The following is a 20,970-nucleotide window of genomic DNA, read 5'->3' on the forward strand; positions in this document are numbered from 1 at the left end:
GGCAGCTATAACTTTTTGTAATGTAAAGGCTTTCTGAAGCGGCCTGCGTCATAGCGCCGCCTTGAGCGCACGTTCCAGGAGAAGCAAATCCTCCGGCAAAGGCGCCTCCCAGTGCAGTAATTCTCCCGTCCTCGGGTGCTCCAATACCAGCAGGTAAGCATGTAAGGCCTGCCGCCCCAGCGCCGCCAAAGCTGCCTGCGACTCGGGGCCGAGCTGGTTGGCCTTGGTCTTGAAATGCGGGCCATAGACGGCATCGCCCATCAGCGGGTGGCCAATATGGGCGAGATGGACGCGGATCTGATGGGTGCGGCCGGTCTCGAGCTCGCAGGCGAGCAGGGCGGCGACGCCCTTGCCGTCGCGTCCATGAAAGCTCTCCAGGATTTCCCAATGCGTCACCGCCTCGCGGCCACCCTGGCGCACGGCCATCTTCTCGCGTGCATGCGGATGCCGGTCGATCGGCGCCTCGACGGTGCCGCGGTGCCGGTTCGGCACGCCCCAGGCGAATGCCATGTAGCCGCGCCGCATCGCGCCGGTGCGGCCGTGATCGGCGAATTGCGCCGTCAATGAAGCGTGGGCGAGATCGTTCTTGGCAACCACCATCAGCCCCGTCGTGTCCTTGTCGAGCCGGTGCACGATCCCGGGCCGGCGCACTCCGCCGATGCCGGAGAGCGAGGCGCCGCAATGGGCGATCAGCGCATTCACCAAGGTGCCGGTCTCGTGGCCGGCCGCGGGGTGCACGACGAGGCCCTTGGGCTTGTTGAGGACGACGATGTCGTCGTCCTCGAACACGATATCGACGGCGATGTCCTCCCCCTTGGGCTCGGCGGGCGCCGCTTCCGGCACGTCGATTATGATCGTATCGCCGGATGCGACGTGATAAGCGGGGTCGCGGACCGCGGAGGCCTTCAGGTGCACTGCGCCCGCCAGGATCAGGGCTTTCAGCCTCGATCGCGACAGCTCCGGCAGGCGCGCCGCCAGCACGCGGTCGAGCCGGGCCGAGCCCTCGGAGCCTTCGACCACAACCTCCAACCTTTGCGCTGACCCAGGGCTTTCCATGACGACGTCTGACACCGCTGTTCCCGAACCGACCCCCGAGCAGGCCGCGCTGTTCGCGCGGGTGCGGCGGATGATGCTGATCGCGGGGTTGACCACGGCGCTGGCGTTCTGCGCCGTGCTGATCGCGGTGGGCTACCGCCTTTTCAAGTCTGAGGGAAGGGCGGTCGAAGCGGCAAGCGATGTCACTGCCACCCTGCCCAAGGGCGCCAGAATCGTCTCGACCGGGGTCGCCGGCGACCGCCTCGTAGTGACGCTGGATCTCGGCGGAATCATCGAGATCCGCACCTTCGATGCCCATACCCTGAAGTCGACCGGACGGCTGAAATTCGCCAATGAGCCGTAAAACGCCCCTCGGGGTCCTTGCGGCGGACAAATTTCGAGGCTATTGGCTAGCCCTCACGCTCCCTTCGTCTAGCGGTTAGGACGCGGCCCTCTCAAGGCTGAAACAGGGGTTCGATTCCCCTAGGGAGCGCCAGCTGATCCTAAGCCATTGAAAACCTGCACACTCTAGGCGACCATGTCAGCCTGGAGAGACCGCCCTGTTGCACTTTGCCTCACAAGGTGGTCCGCAAATGGTGCTCGCGGTCGTGACATGGCTATCCTGATCCCGAGTCTCGGCTTCGCGCGCTTCGACAGCCGTGGTGAGCTACGACTGGCGGAACGATTGAAGGACTTCCTCGAGGAGAACGCCGTCGTTTGGCACAACCTGCCTGTCGGGCCTCGCAACCGGCATCCGGACTTCATCATCATTCATCCCGCGAACGGCCTGCTCGTGCTCGAGGTGAAGGATTGGCGCCTGGAGACGATCGTGTCGGCCGACAAGACGAAGGTCGAGCTGCTGACCAGCCGTGGTGAGGTGCGGGAAAGCAATCCGCTGGAGCAGGCTCGCAAATATACATTCGAGGTCGTGCGCACGCTGGAGCGCGACGGGCAATTGTTGTTTCCGCCGGGACATCGCCTCGCGGGCCGGTCCATCGTTCCGTTCGGCTTCGGGGCCGTGTTCACTAACATCACCCGCAAGCAGTTCGATCAGACCGATCTCAAGGAGGTGTTCTCCGAGCATCTCTGCCTGTTCAAGGACGAGATGACCGAGGGCGCGGACCCCGAGGAATTCCGATCGAGATTGTGGCGCATGGTTCATCCGTGTCTCGAAGAGCCGCTGTCCATGCCGCAATTCGACCGCATGCGCGCGCTGCTGTTTCCGGAGGTTCGGATACGACAGATTGCCCTGCCTCTGGACGATGCGCCTCGCGCCGATTCTTCGGATCGGACGCTCGCGGTCATGGACCTTCATCAGGAGCAGTTCGCGCGCAGCCTGGGCGAGGGGCATCGCATCATTCGCGGCGTCGCCGGATCTGGCAAGACCCTGATCCTCGCTTTTCGCGCCGAGTATCTGGCACGTGCGGCGGCAAAGCCGGTGCTGATCCTGTGTTACGCCAACGGCATCGCCGGCCGGCTTGAAGATGCCATGCAGAGCAGGGGCGTTGAGGACCGCGTTCAGGTTCTCACCTTCCACTCGTGGTGCTACCGGATGCTGCGGACGTACGGGATTGCCGCCCCATCCGAGCGAGACTATCCGGACTACGCGGAGCGCCTGGCTGCGAGCGTTTCAGAGGTCGTGAAGGCGGTCGATCACGGCCATATCCCGGCGGAGCAGTACGACGCGGTCCTGATCGACGAGGCGCACGACTTCGAACCGCAATGGCTCGCGCTTGCGGCCAAGATGGTGAACCCGCGCACCAAGGCGCTGATGGTCGTCTACGACGATATCCAGGCTATCTATAAGGGGCGTGAACGGCCGGTCTGGAGCCAGCTCGGCATTGAAGCAAAGGGCAGAACGACCGTACTGAAGGTGAACTATCGCAACACCGCCCAAATCGTTGCCTTCGCGAGACGCTTCGCCGCGGACGTCATCGGCGCTCCCGGCATCACGGCCGACGACGAGCACGCCATCCTGCTGCCCGAAGATGCGGGTCGGCAGGGACTGGAGCCGGATGTGCGGCGGTGCGTGAGCATCGAGGCGGAAGCTCACTGCGTTGCCGAGTGGTTTCTCGACCGTAAGAAAGCCGGCTACGAGTGGTCGCAGATGGCGTGTCTCTACCCGGAGCACTGGATCGGCGGACGGGTTGCGCAGATTCTCGCCGGGCATGGTGCGCCGATCGACATCGCCAAGGACAATCGCAACCGGGTTTCGGTCAAGCGGGTCGCCGTGCGATTCCTGAGCATGCACAGCGCGAAAGGGCTGGAGTTTCCCTGCGTCGCCATCGCCGGCTTGGGCCTGCTCGGCCGCCACGGCGAGACCGTCGAGGAATGTGTCCGGCTGACCTATGTCGGGGTGACCCGGGCAACTCACGAGGCGCTCCTGACGTATTCGAGCGAGTCGGCATTGGTGCAGCGCTTGATCGCGTAGCCCGACGCCGCGCAGGCGCTCTTTCACGCGGTAGTGCAGTCGATCGAGCGGAGGATCGCCCGCTGCACGTCCGCATTCGAAAGAAACACATCGTGGTAGGTTGCGCGTCGCAGCGTCATCGATGATGACGTGATCGAGTGAACGGGCCTTGCATCCATTCCGGCGCAACTTGCATTCACTCCGGCGCAAAATGAGCCGCATCGCGTCGTCGCTTCTGCGCCGCGCGATAGTTGCACCACGAGCGCATGACTCGGGCTCCCACTCAACCCTATTCGGGGGGATCGCGAGAGGAGCCGTGGCCATACGTTTTGGCGGTAACTTCAGTGATGCGCCGAAACGCTTCTGACGGTCTCGGTGAGCATGTCACCCGATGAGGAATGGCTGACGTCACCCAGGCTGATGATGCCGACCATCCGCTTGCTCTTGTTGATCACCGGCAGCCTGCGGACCTGCAGCTTCTCCATATGATGCATCGCCTTGGCGAGGTCATCGTCCTCGCGGCAGCAATGGATGCCCTCGGTCATCACGTCACGTGCCGTCGCGCGGCCGGCATCGAAGCTGTGGCTCGCGAGTCCTTTGCAGACGATGTCGCGGTCGGTCACCATTCCGACCAGCTTGTCATCCTCGCCAATCGGAATGCAGCCGATGTCATGTGCCCGCATCAGTTTGGCAATCTCGGTGATTGGGGTGTCGGGGCTGACCCAGTCGACACCCTTGTGCATCACGTCTTTGACTTTCATGGCGAGCCTCCGTTCGTGGGTTTCAAGTGCGTTGATGCAGCGGCACCCCCATCTTCCGAACTCCGACCAGACAAAGCGCAGACACTTTCGCCGCCACCCTGCGGAACGGTATGACGGCGAACTTGCGGCTAGAGTTCCCGCCCAGGGCCGCAAGGACAATGGGCGGCGCACAGGTCCTCAGTCATGCGCGCTGAAGCGGCCGTGCGGTGCGTTGGCCGTCAGGCGCGCAAACTGCGCGTGACCCATGTGAAGCAGCGTCTCATGATCGCCGGCTTCCATATAGATATCCGGCTGTGCCTCGAGGCTGTCGTCGACGATGATATCCAATCCGTAGCATTTGCCGACGGCAGGAACTGCACCGTGTGCACAGTCGCTGAACAGCCGATTGATCTCGGTTTCATTGGCCATGTGGACATTGTCGCCGAGGCTTGTCCTCAGGTCGGACAGGCGGAGGTGATGCGATGCGGGCAAGACGGCCAGCATGTATCCGCCGTCGCGCCGCAACACGATGCCCTTGGCGAGGCGGTCGCCGGAGATATGGCATGCCTGCGCCGTTCGGGCGGACGTCATGCTGAGTTCGTGCGGGATCACCTCGTACTGGATGTTCTCAGCGGCGAGGTATTTCTGGAGGGTGGGAGCAATGGCCATGGCATCACCTCCGATGCGGAATGGAAACCATCCACCGTGAGGCGATCCTGCAGACTCTCGCCGTTCGATGGGCGGCTGCCTGACTAGCTACCCAACATAGGTCTTCCATCCGCAAGCTGCAATGCAATTCCCCTCGGAGCCGCAACGGGTGTGGGCAGGAGCAGGCTTTTCGCGTGGCTCGGCGCTCTCCTACGCCGTCGTGCCGTCGATCGAGCGGCGGATCACCCGCTGCACTTCCGTATTCGACAGGAACAAATCGTGGTTGATGATGCCCCAGCCTTCCTGGGAGGCATCGACCACGCGCACACCGAGCCCTGCGATGGCGGCCTTCTCGGCCGCGCCGACGCGGGTCATGCCGCCGGCGAGCTGCCCCGACAGCGCCAGTGCACGATCGTTGGTCGAGGCGATCACCGTGATCTTGCCGGCGAGAGGGCCGATGCGCTGGATCGCCGACGAGAACACGTCCATGTCGATGTCGGGCGCGGCAAACACCACCGCGCCAATCTTGCTCGTCACCGTGTCGCCGTATCTCCCATGGAGCTGGCGCAGGCTTTCGAGGGTCAGCATGGTTCCCATGCTGTGGGCGACGATGTGCACGCGCCCCGCCCCCGGCGCCGACACCAGGGCAGAGAGCACGCGCTCGAAATTGTCGCGCGACCACATCGCGCTGTCGCGGTCATAGGCGTAGTCGAACAGTCCTGCCTTGGAAGGCCAGGAGAACGCCATGGTCCGGCCGCGGAACTTGATCCCATCGGAAAGGTGGGCTGCATCCAGCACCGCCGTCTCGAATGTCTGCTTGAAACCGTGCACATAGATCAGCACGTCCCCGCCGCCGGCCTGCGCAGCGAGATCGCCGGCGTCGGCCGGGACCGGCTCGATCCGGTCGAGACGCCAGTTCTCGAGTCCGACCGAGGCGAGGGAAAGCCGGCTCTCGTCCGGCGCCGTCAGCTTCGCCCGCGCGACCGTCATGCTCGTCGCACGCTCCGGCCCGAACCAGGGTTTTGCGCGGCCGCCGTTCACGGGCTTGCGTGTGGTGACGACAAGCAACGTCGGATCGACGGAGAGCGAGGAGGCGTCGAAGCGCGCGCCGGTCGCACCGAGGCCAGCGCATCCGCCAAGCGCCAGCGCGCTACCCGTCGACAGGAGACCGCCGATGAGAGCGCGGCGCGACATGGAATGATTTGTTTGGAGAAGACGTCGACCTATCACTGGGAACCCATGGGAACTTTGCCCCCGACAGCCGCCCCATCTGCTCTCTGAATGACAATGGGGGCGAGATCGCGGCGGAGCCGCCTCGCGCATGTCGTGGCCTTCAAGTGAATGGCGGGTCAGTCGACGATCTCGATTGCCTGAATCTCGCACCAATCGCGCAATGCCCGCTCCCTCGCCTTGTTGCGGTAGTCATGCCAAGCATCGATCGCTCCCCGTCGGGAGAGCAGGCCCTTGAACTTCTGATAGGCGCCGCGTTTGCTGAAAATATAGCGAACGTCGTCCAGATCGTTCGGCAGGAACTCGCGGACGAAGGCAATCACGAGAGGCTTGCCGAGGTCGAGGTCTCGTGAGTTCGGGATCTGCAAGTATTTGGTCTCGTCCTCGATATCGTCAGGCAGTTCGTCGTCCTCGAGCTCCTGGAGGTCGTCCTGATCGAACTGGTAGTAGATCTTTCCTGTCTGCCTGCAGACGAAGGTGCGGCACTCCACAACGCCGCTGATGTCGGCGAACTCAAAAGCCTGGAGGATGTCTCCGAATTTCACGCGCATTGGACACCTTGCCAATGGACCGACGCCGCAATGTCTGCAATCGGCCCGAACAGTATAAGCGGATCGTCCTTCGAGGCAATGAACCCTCGCCGTGTCCAGAAGGCAACTGCCCCGGCGTCGACGGCAGAACACACCGATCCGCTGTCAACCCCTCCCGCCAAAAATATTCCACTTTACCGAAATTCGGATTTGTCGTATGTGTCGGCCATTCCAGCCCACCAAGGGGCGGTCGTACGTCGTTTCGAGCGCGGGCTGGAAGTTGCGGTGGACGCGGGCGGCGTTAAAGGCGGAGCTTGCGCGTGCAGGGCGAGATGAACCTCGTGAGCATGCGGGACCCGCGAAGACGAACGGCGCCCCTGCGTACGGCGAAACCGTGTGGTCCTGGCCGTCGTTGCTACGGTCGAGCCTTGGCGAAGACGTCATCGCGTCAACCGGCGCGGTGCCGTGACTTTTGCGGAGGTGAGGGAGGCCAGAAGGAACTCGGCTCCCGGGAGAGCGCGGCATAGGCCGTCAAACCATCGCGCAGGGAAGGCCTGGTTTCGGCTGCCCTGTGTCTCCCCTGTGCACTGCGTGTGCATTCGTTCAGCGCAGGGGTCTTATGGGTGCCAGCTGGCGCCCGGTCTTCCCTGCGCCCTTTCCTTGAGGGGTGTGTGAAGCGGAGCATAGCTCGGGCGGATCAAGCCGCGAGAACGCGAGGGTATGCCGATTGGATCGGCGGATTGACGCAGCGGCATTGTTGGGCTCCGGTCCGATACACTTCCTGCGTTCACCGGCCTCACTTGCAAGCATGCTGCATCGGCATCAGTGGTGGTGGTCGTTCTCACGAGAATATGCACTATGCGCGCCGATGCGCCTCCGAAGCTGCTGCCGGGCCTTCGGAAATTCTGGCAATTTGCTTTTCGGAGTGACGAGATGAGCGGTTTGGTGGTCTCTGGCGGCCGGGTGGTGGATCCCGCGAGCGGGATGGACGCCGTTGGGGATGTGGCGGTCGTGGACGGCAAGATCGCCGCCGTCGGCACGGGCCTCGGCGGCGCCGAGCGGGTGATCGACGCCACCGGCCTCGTGGTGGCGCCCGGCTTCATCGATCTGCATGCCCATGGCCAGTCGATCCCGGCCGATCGCATGCAGGCGTTCGACGGCGTCACGACCACCCTCGATCTCGAGGCCGGCGTGCTGCCGGTCGGGTCCTGGTATGAGCGCCAGGCGCGAAAGGGCCGCGTGCTGAATTATGGCGCGGCCACTAACTGGGCCTTTGCCCGCATCGGCGCGATGACGGGCTCCAACGCGGAGAGCTCGCTGGAAGCGTTCGGCAACGCCATGCGCGACCGCCGTTGGATGGACAATGTCGCAACCGATGCGGAGGTCTCGGGCATTCTCGAGCGTCTGGCCCGCGGCCTCAACGAGGGCGGTATCGGCATCGGCATCCTCAACGCCTATGCGCCCGGCGCCGGCGTGCAGGAGCTGACCGCAGTGTGCCAGCTGGCCGCGAAGCAGGACGTCCCCACCTTCACCCATGTCGCCTTCATGTCGCGCATCGATCCCGAGAGCGCAGTGGAAGCCTATATCCGCCTGATCGGCTATGCCGGCGCCACCGGCGCGCACATGCACATCTGCCATTTCAACTCGTCGAGCAAGACCGACGTCGAGCGTTGCCGCGTGCTGATCGAGAAGGCGCAAGGACAGGGCCTGCCGATCACGGTCGAGGCTTATCCTTACGGCACCGGCTCGACCGTGCTGGCCGCGGCCTTCTTCAGTGATCCCCAGTTCGTCGAGCGCAACGGCACCGGTTACGATTCCGTGCAGCGCGTCACCGACGGCTACCGCTTCCATGACCGCGAGGAGCTCTTGAAGGCGCAGGCCGAGGAGCCGTCCTCGCTGGTGCTCTGGCACATTCTCGACACCGAGAACAATGCGCACCACCGCGACCTGCTCGATATGTCGGTGCTGTATCCCGGCGGCGCGATCGCCTCCGACGCGATGCCGTGGACGCTGTCGGACGGCTCAACCTACACCGGCGATGCCTGGCCGCTGCCGGATGATGCGACCTCGCATCCGCGCTCGGCCGGCTGCTTCACGAAGTTCATCCGTGAATGGGTGCGCGAGCGCAAAGCCGTGTCGTTGCTGGAAGGCGTGCGCAAATGCGCGCTGATCCCGGCGGAGATCCTCTCGCAGAGCACGCCGGCGATGCGCAGCAAGGGCCGGCTCGCCAAGGACGCGGATGCCGACATCGTCGTGTTCGACTACGAGAAGCTCTCGGACCGTGCGACCTTCACCGCGATGAACCGGCCCTCTGAGGGCGTCCGGCATCTGGTCGTCAGCGGCCAGGTGCTGATCAGCGACGGCATGCTCGATGTGACCGCGCGGCCGGGCAGGCCCGTGCGCCGCCCAATCGTCGAGGGCTGATCCATGGCGGTCCCCATTCTCCTGGTGACGGGCTTCTTGGGGGCCGGCAAGACCACGGTCGTCAACCATCTGCTGGCGCATGCGGAGGGGCGGCGGATCGCTGCCGTCGTCAACGATTTCGGCGCCATCAACATCGATGCGGAGCTGATCGCGGGCGCGAGCGACGGCGTGGTCAGCCTTGCCAATGGCTGCATCTGCTGCTCGCTCGAGGGCGATCTGCTCCGCACGCTTTCGACGCTGCTGCGGCGTGATCCCAAGCCCGATTGTATCGTCATCGAGACCAGTGGCGTTGCCGATCCCGCTGACATCGTGCGCAACCTGATGGACCCCGTGATCCTGCGCGAGGCGCAGCTGGAGACGGTGCTTTGCGTGTTGGACGCAGGGACACCGCCTTCGGCTCTGGACGACGCGCTGATGCGGTCGCAGCTGCGCGTCGCCGATATCGTGGCATTGAGCAAGCTGGATCTGGCGGGCGCGGGCGCGGGGGTGCGGATGCGTGACGCCATCCGCGCCCAGCGCGTGCCCGCGGTGGTGGTCGAGGCACAGCACGGCGAGATTCCGCCCGCGCTGCTGTTTCCCGCCGGTGCCGACCGCGCTCCGGCGCCGCGCGAGGTGGGACCGAAACGGCCGGCGGAGGAGCGCTTCGAGGCACTGAGCTGGACCTCGGATAAGCCGGTCTCGCTGCCGCGCCTGCAGCAGGCCATCAGCCGCCTTGCGCCGAAGCTGGCGCGCGCCAAGGGCCTGTTCGAGACGCTCGAGCAGCCCGGCCGCACGATGGTGTTTCAGTTCGCCGCCGGCCGCGCGACCCTGGCGCCTGGCGATGCGCCGACACCGGGCGCGGCGCGGACGCGCATCGTCTTCATTGCCGAGCTTGGCATGCTCTCGAAGGCGGAGCTCGATGAAGTCATGGAGGCGTGCGTTGCCGGCGGCTGAGGTGAGGGGTAGGGTCAACCGCTTCCGCCATTAGCCACCACCTCTCCTCTTGCCGAGTCGATCCGAGGCCGAACTATGCCGCCAAATATGCCACTCGCCCCCGCTGATGCCGCCTCGCGCCGCGCTGCCAAGCCGGCCATCGTCTATCCGGCCGGGACGATGCCCGGGCCGGATATGGCTACGCTCGAAGCAGCCCGCCGTGCTGCGGTCAAGACGCACGAGCTTGTCGTGCCGCCACGCGATGCCCGTGCCTTTCGCGTGGCGCGCGGCCAATTCTTCCGCATCGTCAGCATCGAAGGCCCGCAGGTCGGCGACCTCAATCTCTGGAACGCGGACGATCTCTCCGAGCGCTTCTTCAGCGGCAAGACGCGGGCGCTCCATGGTACGCATGTCGGCATCGGTGACCGGCTCTGGAGCAATATGCCCTATCTTCGGCCGATGGCGACCATCAGCCACGATACGCTTGGCTGGTACGGCTTCGACGCCGACGGTGCCGGCATTCACGATGTGATTGGCACGCGCTGCGATCCCTATACAAATCTCCTGCTGAACGGCACGGCCTACGATTTTTGCTGCCACTCCAATCTGTCCCGCGCCCTCGCCATCGAATTGAAGGCGGATCCGGCTGCAGTGGAGCATCATGTCCACGACGTGCTCAACGTCTTCATGTGCACCGGCTTCACCAGGGACGCGCATCAATATTTCATGAAGGCAAGTCCGGTCCGCCCCGGCGACTTCATCGAGCTCTTCGCGGAGATCGACCTGCTCGGCGCGCTGTCGGCCTGTCCGGGTGGAGACTGCAGCGCAACCCATTCCAGCGATGCCGCGGCATGCCATCCGCTCAAGATCGAAATCTTCGAGCCGGATCGAACGGCCCTGAAAGGCTGGACCTGGCCTACCCCGAGCGCGTATCACCGTCACCACGGTGCGTATGCGGGACGCTGAATCTCAGTCTTCGACCGGCAATCCGTCGCCGTGCACCTCACGCGAACTGCGCGATGCCGTGACCGACGGACCAGTTCTCCTTGGGCGCGTCGAGCACGTTGACGAACACGTCCTCGGGCCTGATCCCCGGGTTCTCGCCGAGCAGGTCGGCGATCCGACGATACAGCGCTTTCTTCTGCTCGGCCGTACGCGAGGCGAACACGGTGATCTGGATCAGCAGGGCGTCTTCGCTGCGCTCGACGCCGTAGGCATTGCCGCAGCGGAAGTTGGCCGGCTCATGCTCGGTGATGGCCATGAACGCATCGCCTTCGGGCACGTTCAGGGCCTCGCGCATCGCGCGGTAAAGTCCGTCCAGAATCGCCTGCCGGTAGCTTTGCGGCTTACCGGCGCGCATCGAAATGTGGAGGAGAGGCATCACGCGGCCCTTTGCATGCGGCCCCGGCCGACACGGCGATGTGAACGCCGCCGGCTCGGCCAATTGAGAAAAACGGACTATTAATCTCGATCAGTTTTTGACACGATGTCGAGAAAGCATGTTCTTGACGGCATGTCAAATACTTTGCGGAGCCAAGCTTGAGACCGCGCGAGTTCGATCATGACGAGGTCCTGCGCATTGCGTTCGATCAGTTCTGGCGCAAGGGCGTGCGCGGCACCTCGCTGTCCGACATTGCGCGCGATGCGGCGGTCCAGCGCGGGAGTCTCTACAATGCCTTCGGCAGCAAGGAGGCGCTATTCCTGCAGGCCTATGAACGCTACGCGGGGGATTATCTCGCCAAGCTGCAAAAGGCACTCGGGGCAGGTTCCTTGCGCAAGCGCCTCACCGCGTTCTTCGATCTGACCATCACCAATTTCCGTTCGGGCACACCGCCGCGCGGCTGCCCGACGACGCGCGGGCTGATGGAGCTCGGCGGCGCCGAAGGCGAGGGGCTCGACGACAACGCGCGCCAGGCTTTTGCGAACCTGATCTCGCGCATCACCGCACTGCTTCAGGACACGTTGGCCGCTGGCGCGGCGCGGGGCGAGTTCGACGGCAATCCCGCGGCTGCGGCGCTGCAGATCGTCACCGTGACGCGCGGCCTCGCCGTGCTCGAGCGTGCCTTCGGGGACGAGCCCCAATTGCGCAAGATCGCCGCGCACACGATCGATCTCGTGCTCGGCAGGAATGGCGGATAGGTGTCAGCACAGCGCGAGCGCGTTGACCGCGCGTGTCGCCGCATCCTCCTTGCCGGAGCCAACGACCCGGCCAACGATGGATTCGAGCTCGCCCGGCTGCTTGCGGCGCGCGGCGGCGAGCAGCCGCATCAATTCTGCCTCGTCCTTGGAAAGTCGCCTGCAGGACGGCGGCATGAAGCAAAGCTCGCAGGGCCGGCCGCTGCGCAGGATTCGGACGAGGGCTGCGGCCCGCGCGACCAGCAGCGGGCTGTCGGCAATGCCGGGCGCTTCCTCGGCAAAGCGATAGGCCGCTTCCCAGCAATCCGATGCGCCGGTCGCATAGGCCGCTCCGATGAAGCGGAGCAGCGCCAGCGCGAGGCGGGAAAAATCATCGTAGCTGTCGATGTCCGGCCGGGTCGCAAACGCGTCTTGGAGTGGACAGAGCAGCGGCTCGCCCGCGTCCGACGTCGGCGCAGAATCGCAATTGGCCAGCATCGTGAACGATCGCGTCAATGCAACGTCGCGCTGCCGACGAACCAGCTCTTCATCGCCGAAATTCCGTCATGCGCGACAGAAGGCTCGTGCCGGTCGGGCAGGACGAGGCCGGCCATGCGGAAGATCGTCGCAAGCCCCAGGACCGGCGCGAGCGCCCAATCGGCGCCGATCGGCGGCAGCCAGCGCTCGAACTGCTCGCGCGCGACATCGACGCGGTCCTGCTGGGCCGCGGCAATCGCGCGCAAGATTCCGCGCTCGCTGTCGGACATGCGCGGACAGGTGGGGCAGTGCACTTCGATCGCGGTATGCGCGGTGCAGGCAAAGATCTCGATGATGGAATCCAGCGACAGCACGGCATCGCCGACGCGAAAATGGTCGTACACCTGCTGGATATCGGCCGCCGTCGGCACGGCGCTTCCGCTACGAGCCTTCGCCCGGAATCCCCAAATGAAGAGCCGCTCCGCTGCGCTCAGCGCAGCAAGGTCGACGGGCCTCGTAGATGTCGATCGATGCATTGTGCCTCTGGCCTCCGGCTGCGCTCACGCCAGCGCTGGCGCGGATGATCTGCGCCGATCGTTCTGCCAGAGAGCTCTCCAAGTCAACGCGCGGAGAGGCGATGTCGAGGTGTTCTAGATTGGAAGATTTCGTATCTCGGATGAGGTCGGTCTCGCTTGTTTCGTGGCCATACGAGCGTGTCGGCATCGCTCTCCGCGAAATTCCGGGGTTTCGGGAACCCGGATGCCTTAAAGCTTTGCTAAGGGACACGGGATAATCTGGCATATCAGCCCTTCCAATTCCTGTGAGCACCGATGATTTTCTCCCGCATCAGTTTCAAGCTGGTCCTGATTGTCGGCATCAGCCTCCTCGGCATGATCGCGCTGGCCCCGATCGCCCTTTCCACCCTGCGCGCGCAGATGGTCGCCGACCGCCAGGCCAAGACGCAGCACATGGTCGATATCGGCTATGGCATCCTGGCGCATTTCCAGAAGCTCGAGAGCGAAGGAAAGCTCTCGCGCGAGCAGGCGCAGGCCGGCGCCATGGCTGAAATCAAGAGCCTGCGCTACGACAAGGTCGAGTATTTCTGGATCAACGACATGACCCCCAAGATGGTCATGCATCCGATCAGGCCCGAGCTCGACGGCAAGGATCTCTCCGGGATGAAGGATCCCGCCGGCAATGCGCTGTTCATGGGCTTCGTTGACGTCGTCAACAAGCAGGGTGCGGGCTTCTACGGCTACCTCTGGCCGAAGCCCGGCTTCGACCAGCCGGTCGGGAAAATCTCCTATGTGAAGGGCTTTGCGCCCTGGGGCTGGATCATCGGCACCGGCATCTATCTGGACGACGTCGATGCCGCCTTCCGCCAGAACGCGATGACCTTCGCCTATATTTGTCTCGCTGTGCTGGTCGTGGTGCTCGGCGCCTCCTTCCTGATCGGCCGCAGCGTCACCCGGCCGCTGGCCCGGATCACCACGCTGACCGAGCGCCTTGCCGCCGGCGACAGCGCCTTCGACGTGCCCTACACCGACCGCCGCGACGAGGTCGGCGGCCTCGCCAAGGCGCTCGCCGTGTTCAAGGACAATGCATCGGCGGTGAGCCGGATGCATGCCGAGCAGCAGGAGCTGAAGCAGAAGGCAGACGAGGAGAAACGCAAGACCATGACCGATCTCGCCGGCAAGTTCGAGGCGAGCGTCCAGGCCGTCGTTCGCGACGTGTTCGACGAGGCCCGCGCGATGCAGCAGGCCGCGCAGGGCATGTCGGAAACCGCGAACAAGGCGAGCGACCGTGCGAGCTTCGTCGCCACCGCGTGCCAGCAGGCCTCGAGCAACGTGCAGACGGTGGCCTCCGCCGCGGGCGAATTGTCAGCCTCGATCGCCGAGATCAGTCAGCGCGTGGCACAGGCCGCGACAGTGGCCGACAAGGCCGCCGCCGACGGCCAGCGCACCAACGATACCGTGCAGGGCCTTGCCGCCGCCGCGCACAAGATCGGCGAGGTCATCGACCTCATCAACCAGATCGCCTCGCAGACCAATCTGCTCGCGCTCAACGCCACCATCGAGGCGGCGCGCGCGGGCGAGGCCGGCAAGGGCTTTGCGGTGGTCGCGAGCGAAGTGAAGTCGCTGGCGAGCCAGACCGCGAAGGCGACCGACGAGATCGGCGCGCAGATCACCGCGATCCAGGCCGAGACCAATCAGGTCGTCGGCAACATCGAGAGCATCCGCGCCACCATCATGGAGGTCAACGAGATCTCCTCGTCGATCGCCGCCGCGGTCGAGGAGCAGGGCGCCGCGACGAAGGCGATCGCGCACAGCGTGCAGGAGGCGGCCTCCGGCACCGACCAGGTCTCGCACAACATCTCCGGCGTCACCGATGCGACCGCCGAGACCGGACAGGCCGCCGGCCTCGTGCTGCAATCGAGCGGCAGGCTGACGCACAAGCTGCAATCACTGCAGGACGAGGTCAGCGCCTTCGTTGCGGGCGTGCGGGCGGCTTAGTATGACGGGAGGATGGGCCAGAACTCCGATCGACGCGCGCGCATCCTCCTGATCAATCCGAACAGCAACGAGGCGACCACCACGATGATGGTGGCGATCGCAAGGTCCGCTGCCGCCGATGGTTTCGACATCGTCGGCGCCACGGCAACGCGTGCGCCCACAATGATCGTCTCGGCGGACGCGCTGGAGGCGGCTGCGCTGGAGGTCGAGGAGATCGCGCGTCTCCGTGGCGGCGAGTGCGACGGCGTCATCGTGTCGGCATTCGGTGATCCCGGTCTCGCCGGGATCAAGGCGGCGATGAAGCTGCCCGCCGTCGGCATCGGCGAATCCGCGATGCTGGAAGCCGCCGGGAACGGTCGCCGGTTCGGCGTGGCGACCACGACGCCGTTGCTGAAAGCGAAGATCGATGCATTGCCTGATACGCTGGGCTTGCGCGCGAGCTACACGGGCACGCGCTTCGCCGACGGCGATCCGCAAGAGCTGATGCGCGATCCGGCGCAGCTGCGCGCAGCGCTCGCCGGCGCGGTTGAGGCCTGCATTGTGCGAGACAGAGCGGAAGCGGTCATCATCGGCGGCGGGCCGCTGGCTGAAGCGGCGCGCGAGCTTCAGCCGATGTTCGCGGCGCCAATCATCGCCCCGATCCCATCTGCCGTGCGACGGATCATTCGTCTCGTCGCGGCGTAACCTCCGGTTTTTCCGCGCCGCGGCATCGGCCGTGCTGCGGAAAACTGTTTTCCTTGACATCAACTCTGTGGTGCTCGACGTGTAACGAGGTCGAGCGATGCTGCCTTGCGTCCCTCGCGAAAGGAAAAGCAACACGGGAAGGACGTCATGAACACGGGCCTCGACGAGAATGACTACCTCGCCACCTTGCGCGGCCTGTGGGACAAGGCCTGGCCGAAGGGCCTGCCGCGCTCGCCGAACTATCTGCACGGCGAAGTTCCCCTGACGGAATATCTGCGCACCTGGGCAAAGCGGAGTCCGGAGCGGCCCGCGGTGATCTTCTACGGGCATGTGACCACCTATGCCGATCTCGATCAGAAGAGCGATCGCTTTGCGGCGCTGTTGCAGGCAAAGGGCGTGCGCAAGGACGATCGCGTCGCCGTCTTCCTGCCGAACTGCCCGCAATTCCACGTCGTGTTCTTCGGTATCCTGAAGCTCGGCGCGATCCACGTCCCCATCAGCCCGCTGTCGCGCGCGTTCGAATTGTCCTACCAGCTCAACGACACCGAGGCCGAGGTGATCGTCGCGCTCGACCAGCTCATGCCTATCGTTGATCAGGTCCGCGGCGAGGTGCAACTGCGCGAGATCATCGTCACCAGCTTCGCCGACGTCGTGCCGGCGGCGCCTGCGTTTCCCGCGCCGGACTCGATCCGCACGCCGCGCGTTGCGGTCTCCGGCGCAACTGATCTCCTGCCGGCGCTCGCGGCACTGCCCGCACCGACCCCGCTGCCGCCGCCTCACCTCGATGATGTCGCCGCGCGCAATTACACCGGCGGCACCACCGGCATGCCCAAGGGTTGCGTCCATACCCATCGCGATATGGTCTACACGGCCGCCGCCAATTACGGCATCTCGTTTCCCTCGGATGAGAGCAGCGTGTTCCTGTCGTTCTTTCCGGAGTTCTGGATTGCTGGCGAGAATTCCGGTCTGATCTTCCCGCTGTTCTCGGGCGGCACGCTGGTTCTGCTCGCGCGCTGGGACGCTGTCGGCGCGATGGCGGCGATCGACAAGTATAAGGTCACGATGACGGCGATGCCGGTCGACAGCGCGGTCGAGATGATGGACCATCCGCGCTGGAGCGAGTTCGACCTGTCGTCGCTGCAACAGGTGCGCGTGGTCTCCTTCGTCAAGAAGCTCAACGCCGGCTATCGCAGGCGCTGGAAGGATCTCACCGGCACGATCCTGATGGAGGCGGCCTGGGGCATGACCGAGACCCACACTTCCAATACTTTCACCGCTGGCTTTCAGGACGGGGATTTCGACCTCAACAGCCAGCCGATCTTCGTCGGCCTGCCGGTCCCCGGCGCCGAGTTCAAGATCACCGATTTCGAGACCGGTGCGCTGCTGCCGCTGGGAGCCGAAGGCGAGATCCGCGTGCGTACGCCGTCGCTGCTCAAGAGCTACTGGAACAAGCCCGAGGCGACGGCGGAATCGCTCGTCGACGGCTGGTTGCGCACCGGCGATATCGGCACCATCGACAAAGACGGCTTTCTGCACTTCCTCGGCCGGCGCAAGGAGATGCTGAAGGTCAAGGGCATGAGCGTGTTTCCGCCGGAGATCGAGGCGTTGCTGGGGCAGCATCCGAAGGTGCTGGGCTCGGGCGTGATCGGCCGTGATGATCCGGACAAGGGCCCGGTGCCGGTTGCTTACATCCAGCTCAAGCCGGAAGCGATCGGTACGGTCTCAGAACAGGAACTGCGCGCCTGGTGCGCCGAGCGCATGGCCGTCTACAAGGTTCCGGAAGTCCGCATTATCGATGCGCTGCCATTGACGGCAACGGGCAAGGTCAGGAAGCAGGACCTCATTCCAAATCCTCCTGCCGTCCAGTGAGAGAGACGATGTCGTTCAAGAAGCTCCTGATCGCCAATCGCGGCGAGATCGCCATCCGCATCGCACGGGCGGCGGCCGATGCCGGCATTGCGACGGTCGCCATCCATCCCGCCGACGATGCGCTGTCGCTGCACGGGCGCGTTGCGGACGAGGCGATCGAGATCCCCGGCCGCGGCGCACGGGCCTATCTCGACATCGAGGCCGTGGTGATGGCGGCCAAGAGCGCAGCTTGCGATGCCGTGCATCCCGGCTATGGCTTCCTCAGCGAGAACGCGGCATTCGCGAAAGCCTGCGCCGACGCCGGAATCACCTTCGTCGGGCCGAAACCGGCTGCGCTCGAGCTGTTCGGCGACAAGGTTGCGGCACGTCAGCTGGCCAAACGCTGCGGCGTGCCGATCATTGCCGGCACCAGCGGGCCGTCGAGTCTCGAGGAGATCACGGCATTCTTCACCTCGCTCGGCAGCAATGCTGCGATCGTGATCAAAGCGATGGCGGGCGGTGGCGGCCGCGGCATGCGCGTGGTGGAGAACGCGTCCGATCTTTCGGAAGCCTATGCGCGCTGCCAATCCGAGGCCAAGGCGGCGTTCGGCTTCGAGGGCGTCTATGCCGAGCGGCTGATCCGGCAGGCGCGCCACATCGAGGTCCAGATCATCGGCGACCGCCATGGTGCGATCTCCCATCTCTGGGAACGCGAATGCACCATCCAGCGCCGCCACCAGAAGCTGATCGAGGTGGCGCCGAGCCCGTCATTGAGCGATGCCCTGCGCGGCCGCATCATCGAAGCGGCAAAGCAGCTGGCGGGCGCCGCGTCTTACGATAATCTCGGCACGTTCGAGTTTCTGGTCGACGGAACCGCCGAGGAAAGCTTTGCCTTCATCGAGGCCAACCCGCGTCTCCAGGTCGAACACACCGTGACCGAAGAGGTGCTCGGCGTCGATCTCGTCCGCGCCCAGCTCGCGGTCGCCGCAGGCAGCACATTGAGCTCGCTCGGTCTAGCGCAGGCGTCGATCCCGAAGCCGCGCGGCCATGCCATGCAGCTTCGCGTCAACATGGAAACGCTGGACGTGTCAGGCGCCACGCATCCGACCGGCGGCGTGCTCGCCGTGTTCGAGCCGCCGTCGGGCCCCGGCGTGCGCGTCGATAGTTTCGGCTATGCCGGCTACAAGACCAGCGCGGCCTTCGACTCGCTGCTTGCCAAGGTGATCGTGCACACGCCGAGCGAGGCCTGGCATGACGTCGTCGCGAAAGCCTTGCGTGCGCTACGCGAGTTCCGGATAGATGGCGTCGTCACCAATATTGCCTTCCTCCAGTCGGTGCTCGCGCATCCCGATTTCAGGACCAACCGCATCGCGACTGATTTCATCGACCGCAACATTGCCAGGCTCGTGGAAGCATCGGATGGTGCCGCCAAGCCGCTTTACTTCGCCGCGGCAGAGCGCGGCGCCGGTCACAGCGCGGAGGTGCACGTCGCGCCAGCCGTACCCGAAGGCACGGTGATGGTCGCGGCCCCCTTGCAGGGAACCATCGTCACCATCCAGGTGAAGAAAGGCGAGATCGTCCGCCCCGGCCAGCAACTCGCCGTGATCGAGTCCATGAAGATGGAGCACCTCGTCATGGCCGAGCAGGGCGGGCGGGTGACAAAACTCGTCGCAGGTGACGGCGTCACGCTGATGCATGGCGAGCCGATCCTCTATCTCGAGCCGCTCGATGTCGCCGCCGACAGCACAACGGCAGAAGCCGACATCGATCTCGACCATATCCGTCCCGATCTTGCCGAGCTGATCGCCCGCCAGGCCAACACGCTCGACGAGAACCGCCCCGCTGCGGTCGAGCGCCGCCGCAACACCAACCAGCGCACCGCGCGCGAGAACGTCGCCCAGCTCGTCGACGACGGCTCGTTCATGGAGTACGGCAGTCTCGCGATCGCGGCGCAGCGCCGCCGTCGCAAGCTCGACGATCTCATCAAGAACACGCCGGCGGACGGCCTTGTCATGGGAGTCGCCACGGTCAATGCCGAGAAGTTCGGGCCCGAAGGCGCGCGCTGCATCGTCGTCGCCTATGACTACACCGTGCTCGCGGGCACGCAGGGCCACATGAACCACAAGAAGATCGACCGCATGCTGACGCTGGCGGAAGACTGGCGCGTGCCGCTGCTGTTCTATGCCGAAGGCGGCGGCGGCCGGCCCGGCGACACCGACCGGCTCGGCATGACCGGCCTCGACGGGCCGTCCTTCGTGCAGTTCGCGCGGCTCTCGGGCCTTGTGCCTGTCGTCGGCGTTGTTTCCGGCTATTGCTTCGCCGGCAACGCCGCGATGCTCGGTTGCTGCGATGTCATCATCGCCACCAAGAACGCTTCGATCGGCATGGGCGGTCCTGCCATGATCGAGGGCGGCGGCCTCGGTGTCTATCATCCGGCCGAGGTCGGCCCCGTATCATTCCAGTCGCCGAACGGCGTCATCGACATCCTGGTCGAGGACGAGGAGGAAGCGACCCGCGTCGCGCAAAAATATCTGTCCTATTTCCAGGGTGCGGTGGCGGATTGGGAGGCTGCTGACCAGCGCCTGCTCCGCCGCGCCATCCCCGAGAACCGCCTGCGCGTCTATGACATCCGCAGCGTGATCGACCTCGTCGCCGACAAGGATTCCGTGCTGGAGCTGCGCCGCGACTACGGCGTCGGCATGATCACCGCGCTCATCCGAATCGAAGGCAAGCCGTTCGGCCTGATTGCCAACAATCCGCGCCATCTCGGCGGCGCAATCGATGCCGATGCCGGCGACAAGGCTGCGCGTTTCCTCCAGCTCTGCGACGCCTTCGATCTGCCTGTTGTCTCGCTGTGCGACACGCCCGGCTTCATGGTCGGCCCCGAGGCGGAGAAGACCGCGATCGTGCGCCACGTCTCACGCATGTTCGTGACCGGCGCCAGCCTCACCGTGCCGCTGTTCGGCATCGTGCTGCGCAAGGGCTATGGTCTCGGCGCACAATCGATGATCGGCGGCGGCTTCCACGCCTCGTTCTTCACCGCGGCCTGGCCGACCGGGGAGTTCGGCGGCATGGGCCTGGAGGGCTACGTCCGCCTCGGCTTCCGCAAGGAGATGGAGGCGATCGCCGATCCCGAGGAGCGCGAGACCTATTACCGCAACAAGGTCGCCGAGCTCTATGCCAACGGCAAGGCGGTCTCGATCGCCTCCGTGTTCGAGATCGACAACGTCATCGACCCGGCCGAGACGCGGCGCTGGATCATGGCGGGCTTGCGCACGGTGCCGAAGCCCGAGCCGAGGACGGCGAAGAAGCGGCCGTGCATCGACACGTGGTGAGGGCGGTGCAGCAATAGCTGCTTTCCCGGTTCCCGATTGACATCCCCGCCCTTGCTGCCAGACTTTGCA

General features: G+C 64.9%; 18 protein-coding genes and 1 tRNA gene. 11 read left to right on the forward strand and 8 right to left on the reverse strand.

Annotated features, from left to right (window positions below; translation table 11 throughout):
• Positions 1 to 48: 48 nt before the first annotated feature.
• Positions 49 to 1,056, reverse strand: coding sequence for an RluA family pseudouridine synthase (locus I6F21_RS21590; RefSeq protein WP_225142164.1), 1,008 nt, complete (start codon positions 1,054 to 1,056; stop codon positions 49 to 51).
• Between I6F21_RS21590 and I6F21_RS21595 the strand changes: the two genes are divergently transcribed.
• The 3 genes from I6F21_RS21595 (at position 1,055) to I6F21_RS21605 (ending at position 3,466) form a co-directional block, all read left to right on the forward strand.
• Complete coding sequence (locus tag I6F21_RS21595; protein ID WP_225142161.1) at positions 1,055 to 1,399, forward strand: hypothetical protein; 345 nt, start codon at positions 1,055 to 1,057, stop codon at positions 1,397 to 1,399. The genes I6F21_RS21590 and I6F21_RS21595 overlap by 2 nt on opposite strands.
• Positions 1,400 to 1,456: 57 nt before the next feature.
• Positions 1,457 to 1,531 (forward strand) — tRNA-Glu (locus I6F21_RS21600).
• A 117-nt stretch (positions 1,532 to 1,648) separates the two neighbouring features.
• Positions 1,649 to 3,466, forward strand: coding sequence for an NERD domain-containing protein/DEAD/DEAH box helicase (locus tag I6F21_RS21605; protein ID WP_225142159.1), 1,818 nt, complete (start codon positions 1,649 to 1,651; stop codon positions 3,464 to 3,466).
• Between the two features lie 320 nt (positions 3,467 to 3,786).
• On the opposite strand, the gene I6F21_RS21610 is transcribed toward I6F21_RS21605, so the two are convergent.
• From I6F21_RS21610 to I6F21_RS21625, 4 genes are all read right to left on the reverse strand, one after another.
• Entirely contained in the window at positions 3,787 to 4,206 is a 420-nt protein-coding gene (locus I6F21_RS21610; protein WP_036009620.1) for a CBS domain-containing protein, read from the reverse strand.
• Between the two features lie 177 nt (positions 4,207 to 4,383).
• Positions 4,384 to 4,854 carry a YbaK/EbsC family protein gene (locus I6F21_RS21615; RefSeq protein WP_036009608.1) on the reverse strand — a complete coding sequence of 157 codons (471 nt, stop codon included), beginning with the start codon at positions 4,852 to 4,854 and terminating at the stop codon, positions 4,384 to 4,386.
• Between the two features lie 189 nt (positions 4,855 to 5,043).
• Complete coding sequence (locus I6F21_RS21620; RefSeq protein WP_051056989.1) at positions 5,044 to 6,027, reverse strand: alpha/beta fold hydrolase; 984 nt, start codon at positions 6,025 to 6,027, stop codon at positions 5,044 to 5,046.
• Positions 6,028 to 6,182: 155 nt separating this feature from the next.
• Positions 6,183 to 6,614, reverse strand: coding sequence for a hypothetical protein (locus tag I6F21_RS21625; protein ID WP_057027741.1), 432 nt, complete (start codon positions 6,612 to 6,614; stop codon positions 6,183 to 6,185).
• Between the two features lie 837 nt (positions 6,615 to 7,451).
• On the opposite strand from I6F21_RS21625, the gene I6F21_RS21630 reads away from it, so the two are divergent.
• From I6F21_RS21630 to I6F21_RS21640, 3 genes are all read left to right on the forward strand, one after another.
• Positions 7,452 to 9,017 (forward strand): amidohydrolase family protein, encoded by a 1,566-nt coding sequence (locus I6F21_RS21630; RefSeq protein WP_275945381.1) that lies wholly within the window; start codon positions 7,452 to 7,454, stop codon positions 9,015 to 9,017.
• 3 nt (positions 9,018 to 9,020) lie between these two features.
• Complete coding sequence (locus tag I6F21_RS21635; protein ID WP_225142157.1) at positions 9,021 to 9,950, forward strand: GTP-binding protein; 930 nt, start codon at positions 9,021 to 9,023, stop codon at positions 9,948 to 9,950.
• A gap of 75 nt (positions 9,951 to 10,025) precedes the next feature.
• Positions 10,026 to 10,895 (forward strand): DUF1989 domain-containing protein, encoded by an 870-nt coding sequence (locus tag I6F21_RS21640; RefSeq protein WP_225142155.1) that lies wholly within the window; start codon positions 10,026 to 10,028, stop codon positions 10,893 to 10,895.
• Positions 10,896 to 10,932: 37 nt separating this feature from the next.
• Here I6F21_RS21640 and I6F21_RS21645 read toward each other — a convergent pair whose 3' ends face one another.
• On the reverse strand, positions 10,933 to 11,310 hold the full coding sequence (locus I6F21_RS21645) for a tautomerase family protein (protein ID WP_109145972.1): 378 nt from the start codon (positions 11,308 to 11,310) through the stop codon (positions 10,933 to 10,935).
• 158 nt (positions 11,311 to 11,468) lie between these two features.
• Here I6F21_RS21645 and I6F21_RS21650 point away from each other — a divergent pair, with 158 nt between their 5' ends.
• A complete protein-coding gene (locus I6F21_RS21650) occupies positions 11,469 to 12,068 on the forward strand; it encodes a TetR/AcrR family transcriptional regulator (RefSeq protein WP_036009632.1) in 600 nt (199 codons plus the stop codon).
• A gap of 3 nt (positions 12,069 to 12,071) precedes the next feature.
• Here I6F21_RS21650 and I6F21_RS21655 read toward each other — a convergent pair whose 3' ends face one another.
• Both I6F21_RS21655 and I6F21_RS21660 read right to left on the reverse strand, forming a co-directional pair.
• The gene (locus tag I6F21_RS21655; RefSeq protein WP_225142242.1) at positions 12,072 to 12,542 is read right to left on the reverse strand and encodes a hypothetical protein; all 471 of its coding nucleotides are present in this window, start codon (positions 12,540 to 12,542) and stop codon (positions 12,072 to 12,074) included.
• A gap of 14 nt (positions 12,543 to 12,556) precedes the next feature.
• The gene (locus I6F21_RS21660; RefSeq protein ID WP_225142154.1) at positions 12,557 to 12,952 is read right to left on the reverse strand and encodes a hypothetical protein; all 396 of its coding nucleotides are present in this window, start codon (positions 12,950 to 12,952) and stop codon (positions 12,557 to 12,559) included.
• Positions 12,953 to 13,351: 399 nt separating this feature from the next.
• Between I6F21_RS21660 and I6F21_RS21665 the strand changes: the two genes are divergently transcribed.
• From I6F21_RS21665 to I6F21_RS21680, 4 genes are all read left to right on the forward strand, one after another.
• Entirely contained in the window at positions 13,352 to 15,034 is a 1,683-nt protein-coding gene (locus I6F21_RS21665) for a cache domain-containing protein (RefSeq protein ID WP_225142153.1), read from the forward strand.
• Between the two features lie 12 nt (positions 15,035 to 15,046).
• Positions 15,047 to 15,718, forward strand: coding sequence for an aspartate/glutamate racemase family protein (locus I6F21_RS21670; protein ID WP_225142152.1), 672 nt, complete (start codon positions 15,047 to 15,049; stop codon positions 15,716 to 15,718).
• A gap of 147 nt (positions 15,719 to 15,865) precedes the next feature.
• A complete protein-coding gene (locus tag I6F21_RS21675; RefSeq protein ID WP_225183408.1) occupies positions 15,866 to 17,587 on the forward strand; it encodes an AMP-binding protein in 1,722 nt (573 codons plus the stop codon).
• 8 nt (positions 17,588 to 17,595) lie between these two features.
• A complete protein-coding gene (locus I6F21_RS21680) occupies positions 17,596 to 20,901 on the forward strand; it encodes a carboxyl transferase domain-containing protein (RefSeq protein WP_225142150.1) in 3,306 nt (1,101 codons plus the stop codon).
• Positions 20,902 to 20,970: the final 69 nt, after the last annotated feature.

It is taken from the genome of Bradyrhizobium sp. NBAIM03, assembly GCF_020194055.1.
In the GTDB taxonomy this organism is placed as follows: Bacteria; Pseudomonadota; Alphaproteobacteria; order Rhizobiales; family Xanthobacteraceae; genus Bradyrhizobium; species Bradyrhizobium yuanmingense.